Source organism: Gammaproteobacteria bacterium, from assembly GCA_027296625.1.
Taxonomy (GTDB): Bacteria; Pseudomonadota; Gammaproteobacteria; order JAKEHO01; family JAKEHO01; genus JAKEHO01.
On the sequence record JAPUIX010000117.1, the window covers coordinates 1 to 4422 of the forward strand.

General features: G+C 58.1%; 4 protein-coding genes. 1 reads left to right on the forward strand and 3 read right to left on the reverse strand.

The features are described 5' to 3' along the window. The coding region (locus O6944_06615; GenBank protein ID MCZ6718803.1) for a DUF3604 domain-containing protein at positions 1 to 277 on the forward strand (277 nt) is incomplete at its 5' end. 708 nt (positions 278 to 985) lie between these two features. Here the strand turns inward: O6944_06615 and mftG are convergent. The 3 genes from mftG to O6944_06630 form a co-directional block, all read right to left on the reverse strand. Next, positions 986 to 2530 (reverse strand): mycofactocin system GMC family oxidoreductase MftG, encoded by a 1545-nt coding sequence (mftG, locus tag O6944_06620; GenBank protein ID MCZ6718804.1) that lies wholly within the window; start codon positions 2528 to 2530, stop codon positions 986 to 988. A gap of 307 nt (positions 2531 to 2837) precedes the next feature. Beyond that, a complete protein-coding gene (locus O6944_06625; protein MCZ6718805.1) occupies positions 2838 to 3854 on the reverse strand; it encodes an LLM class F420-dependent oxidoreductase in 1017 nt (338 codons plus the stop codon). Between the two features lie 36 nt (positions 3855 to 3890). Next, positions 3891 to 4422, reverse strand: a 532-nt coding sequence (locus tag O6944_06630) for a MerR family transcriptional regulator (GenBank protein ID MCZ6718806.1), incomplete at its 5' end; no start/stop codon positions are given.

Genomic DNA, 4422 nt, shown 5'->3' on the forward strand with positions numbered 1-4422 from the left:
TGTTAATCGCCGCTGCGAGAAGCCGGTCGGCTCAACGGTCGATGTGGCAAATGCCAGCTACACCAACACCATCGGCGATCCGCTGCTCACAGCTCACTGGGTGGATCCGGATTTCGATCCCGATCAGCGAGCGTTTTACTACGTGCGCGTCATCGAGATTCCGAAGCCCCGCTGGACCGCGTACGACGCGAAATTCTTCGGAATCACCATGCCGGACGACGTCCCGATGACGGTGCAGGACCGCGCTTACACATCACCCATCTGGTACACGCCGTGAAGGCCATTTCGGAGCTATAAGACACCGTCGACGAGCTTTACGCAAAAGTCCAAGCGCCGTCCGTGCAAATCGAGATTCTACGCGATTGCGAGAAGCATCAGTCTGGGAAATCGGGCGCCCCCTATTGGCCGTTTTCAGCCTGACGCCAGGCCCGGATTCTGGCCGAATGAATGGCAGCTGTCAGGAAAAGCGGACGTTCATGATGGGTATTTTTGCACGACGCCTCGAATCGGTGCACTAAGGCGTCAACACGTCTCAGGTCTCTGTGTGAACCCTTGAATAAATCTCTGATATTTAGTGGATTATTAGCCTTAACCCGATATTTGTGTCGTGAGTCACAAACGAGCCCCGTCCAGTAACCAGGAAACCAGGAAATGTACGGGGCAACCTTGCGTTGATTCTCTGATTAAGTTTTCTGGCGGCTTTCTGCCCTGATTTAAGTCTGTTAGTGGACTACCAGAAAAACCCTCGTTTTCCGCGTACTTAGAGGTCTATTGGCAGCCTCTCGAACCCACAGTGCATCTCAATGGAGCGCCATCTACGCCTCTTCTGCCGAATGCACGGTCACTGCACGATTCCACTAATGCACCGATTCGAGGCGTCGTACAAAAACACCGAGACTGGGCTATACGCTAATCACCCACTTCGAGGGATTGGGCAAAAATACCCAATCTCCTCGCTCAGCGATTATCTCGAAGCGGCGGCGTCTCAGGCGCGTAGCCAGTCCGCCACGCGTTCGGCTATCATAATCGTCGTGGCATTGGTATTGGCCCGGATGACGTCCGGCATGATCGACGCATCGACCACCCGCAAGCCCTGCAGCCCGTGCACGCGGCCATACTGATCCACCACGGCGAGCGGATCGGAGGCAGGGCCCATCTTGCAGGTACCGGATGAGTGATGTTGCGTGGTCACGTTCGCCAGCATCCAGGCATCCAGCGCCGCGTCGGACGCCAGGTCCGCATCAGAGGGGGAGAGTCGCGCCGTGACGTGCGCGTTGAGCGGCGCTTGCGCGGTGAGCTGCGCCGCGAGTCGCACGCCGTGCCGCATGCGTTCGCGATCCCAGGCATCGGTGAGATATTGATAATCCAGCGTCGGTTGCGTCTTGGGATCGGTCGAGGCGAGACGCAGCCGGCCTGCCGTGCTGGCGTTCTGTAGTGCCACCGTGATGCCAAAGTGAGCCTGACTATCGTCAAAATCCACGCTGTGCGGCCGATGTTCACTCGTCATGAGAATCGGGCTTAAGCTCATATCGTTGCGCGTTGACGATCCAGGCACGGTATAGCGCAGTGCCACTTGGATCGAGGGCGACGAGAGGTCGGCGGGCGGGCCGTAGGAGCGAAAGAGCATGAACAGGGCCGGGTGATCACGTAAATTTTCGCCTACGCCGGGTAGGGCGTACAGCACCGGAATATCGAGCCCGCGCAGATGATCTTGCGGACCGACGCCGGAGAGCATCAAGAGCTGAGGTGAGCCAATCGCGCCCGCACTTAAGATAATCTTATCGCCTTCCAATTGAAACGCTTCACCGCCGCTTTCCACCTCAACGCCCACCGCCCGTGGCCCATCAAACAGGATACGGCGCACCGTGACTTGCGCCTTGATGCTGAGATTAAGCCGATGCCGGGCCGGAGCCAGATAGGCCAGCGCCGTGCTGATGCGGACCCCATCGCGATTGTTCAGGGGACGGGCGCCAATCCCCGTGGCGTCGGGATGATTTTCGTCGGCGTCAAAGGGGAAATCAGTTGCTAGACAGGAGTCGACGAAGGCCCGCACATGCGGCAACCAGTCTTCCTGTGCATAGCGCCGCACGGGAATTGGACCCTCGCTGCCATGGAACTCGCTGCCCACAAAGTTAGCATCCGTTTCGGCTTTACGAAAATAGGGCAGGATTTTTTCAAAGGCCCATTCGTCATTGCCCCACTGTGCCCAGGCGTCGTAGTCTTCTGGGATGCCGCGGATGAAGACCTGGCCATTAATGGCGCTCGAGCCACCCGTCGCCTTGCCGCGGGGAATCGGAATCGGTTCGGCCTGATGCGCATTCGCCGTGGCCCGGAAATCCCAGCTATGCGGACCATAGGCCGATTGCCAGACATTGTTGCCGTCTTTGATGTCATTGGGAAGGTGAGCGAAATCCGGATAGTCTGGTCCCGCTTCGAGCAGCAGCACTGAGCACTGCGGATCTTCCGAGAGTCGGGCAGCTAGGGTGGATCCTGCCGAACCGGCGCCAATAATGATGGTGTCGTAGCGCATTGCAAAACCCCCTCTGTTTTGACCGAACGTGACGAACCGACAGGCTCCTATCCTCCTGGCTTCCCTCATTCCACGAGGTAGGATACCACACTGTGCAGCACGGCGTTGCAGCGCCTTGGAGCCTGTCGTGCTTCGCCTGGGCTCCGCCCTAGGGGCCCTCTCTTCATGCCGAGCGCTGAGGGACCAAGAGGCGAGGTGCATGCGGTCGAGAATCGCTCCTTAATCCAAGAGCACGAGGAACATATCACTCAGGATGAATGCCACCCCGGGAAGTTGGCACTACACTTCTCGCTCTCGCCACCAAAACTCAGCTTTCGACCCGGGGTCTGACGGTGGTGGCAAAGCGCTCCATGCGCGCCAGTGTCTCCTCAAGCGTGTCGCTTTGAAAGTTGAACATGAAGTGACGCACGCCGATGTCTGCAAAGGCCTTGATATCACCCGCGACCTGATCCGGCGTACCCGTCAAGAGCCGGCGTTCACCGTTGGGGAGCGTTTGCGCTTCGCGGTCATTGAGCCAGCTAGCGCTGTATGCCAGGCCGATCGTCGACGCATCGCGACCCGCTGCCTCGGCAGACCGCCGTAGGCGAGTGACGGAGGCCTGATAGTCCGCGGGCGTTCCCACCGTATAGCGAGGATTGTTACCAATCGGGTACCAAACATCGCCCAGGCGAGCGGCCCGCCGCAGAGCAGGAGGACTTTCACCGCCAACCCATATCGGAGGATGGGGCTGTTGTACCGGCTTGGGTGAGAAGGAAATGTCGGCAAAGCGGCAATATTTTCCGTCGAAGGATGGGTTTTCGCTGGTCCACAGCTCCTTGAAGGCCCGAATATACTCGTCGCCAACCGCGCCACGCTCATCGTAGGGCGGTGCCCCGATGGCCTCGAATTCCTCGCGCATCCACCCCACGCCGCACCCGACATTGAGTCGGCCATTGGACAAAACGTCAATCGAGGCCAGCATCTTGGCGGTGAGCACCGGGCTGCGATGGGGTAACACCATGACCGACGTGAGGAGTCGAGCCGATGATGTCGCATTGGCCAGGAAACTCAGGGTGGTCAGTTGTTCCAGGCAAGCGCCCGAATCCCCACCGGCGAACGCGCCAGTCTCGCTGTACGGGTAGCGAGACTCAATGCTTCTGGGGATGACCACATGATCGCTCACACTGATGATGTTGAAGCCCATCTCCTCACCGCGACGGGCTAGCGTTACCAAGTGATCAGGGGATGATAACGGACCACGCGTGGGCAGCCCAAAGCCGATTTCCATCTCTTCTCCCTCCTCTGTCTTGTCGTCCGCTCCCATGCATCGGGCCAGGCGATGCATGTACGGGTCCAGCCGCACAAAGGTACCTCTGCCCGCTTACGGTGACGGCTGGCTCTTTTGTGTGCTGAATAAAAGTTCCTGATGACCCGACGAGATGGCCTGCTGGACCTCATCACCGGTGAGCGGGATGAGACGCAGCTGACTTTCGGGTTGATGGTTTAACAGTTCGATCGCTTCGTTGTTCTGCATAATTTTGATCACCGTCCGTTTGCCTTTACGGTTTTCCAGCACCAGAAAGTCGCCCTGCGAGAGGGGATTATGTCCCATCGCACGAAGCCTCTTCAGAGCATCACGAAACGATTGACCCCGCAGATGTCTGCGTAATTGGACAAGACGGCCAATCTCCTTGACATCTTGATCAGAGAAGAGAACTGGCGTACGTCGCCGCCCGGTGTAGGTATGAGGACGGACAAGCCCACTTTCAACCCAATACATCAAAGTACGATATGGGATGCCTAATTGGGTGGCAACGGTGTGACTATCGTAGAGTTCCAAAAATACAGGCCCCTTCATGCAACTCACTCGCATCGATAGGCCACCCTTCTCCTTTATCCTGACGCGAAAGGAA

Excerpts from the sequence above, each read along its gene's own strand:
- mftG (MCZ6718804.1), bottom strand. The coding sequence starts at position 2,530 with ATGCGCTACGACACCATCATTATTGGCGCCGGTTCGGCAGGATCCACC.
- O6944_06625 (MCZ6718805.1), bottom strand. The coding sequence starts at position 3,854 with ATGCATCGCCTGGCCCGATGCATGGGAGCGGACGACAAGACAGAGGAG.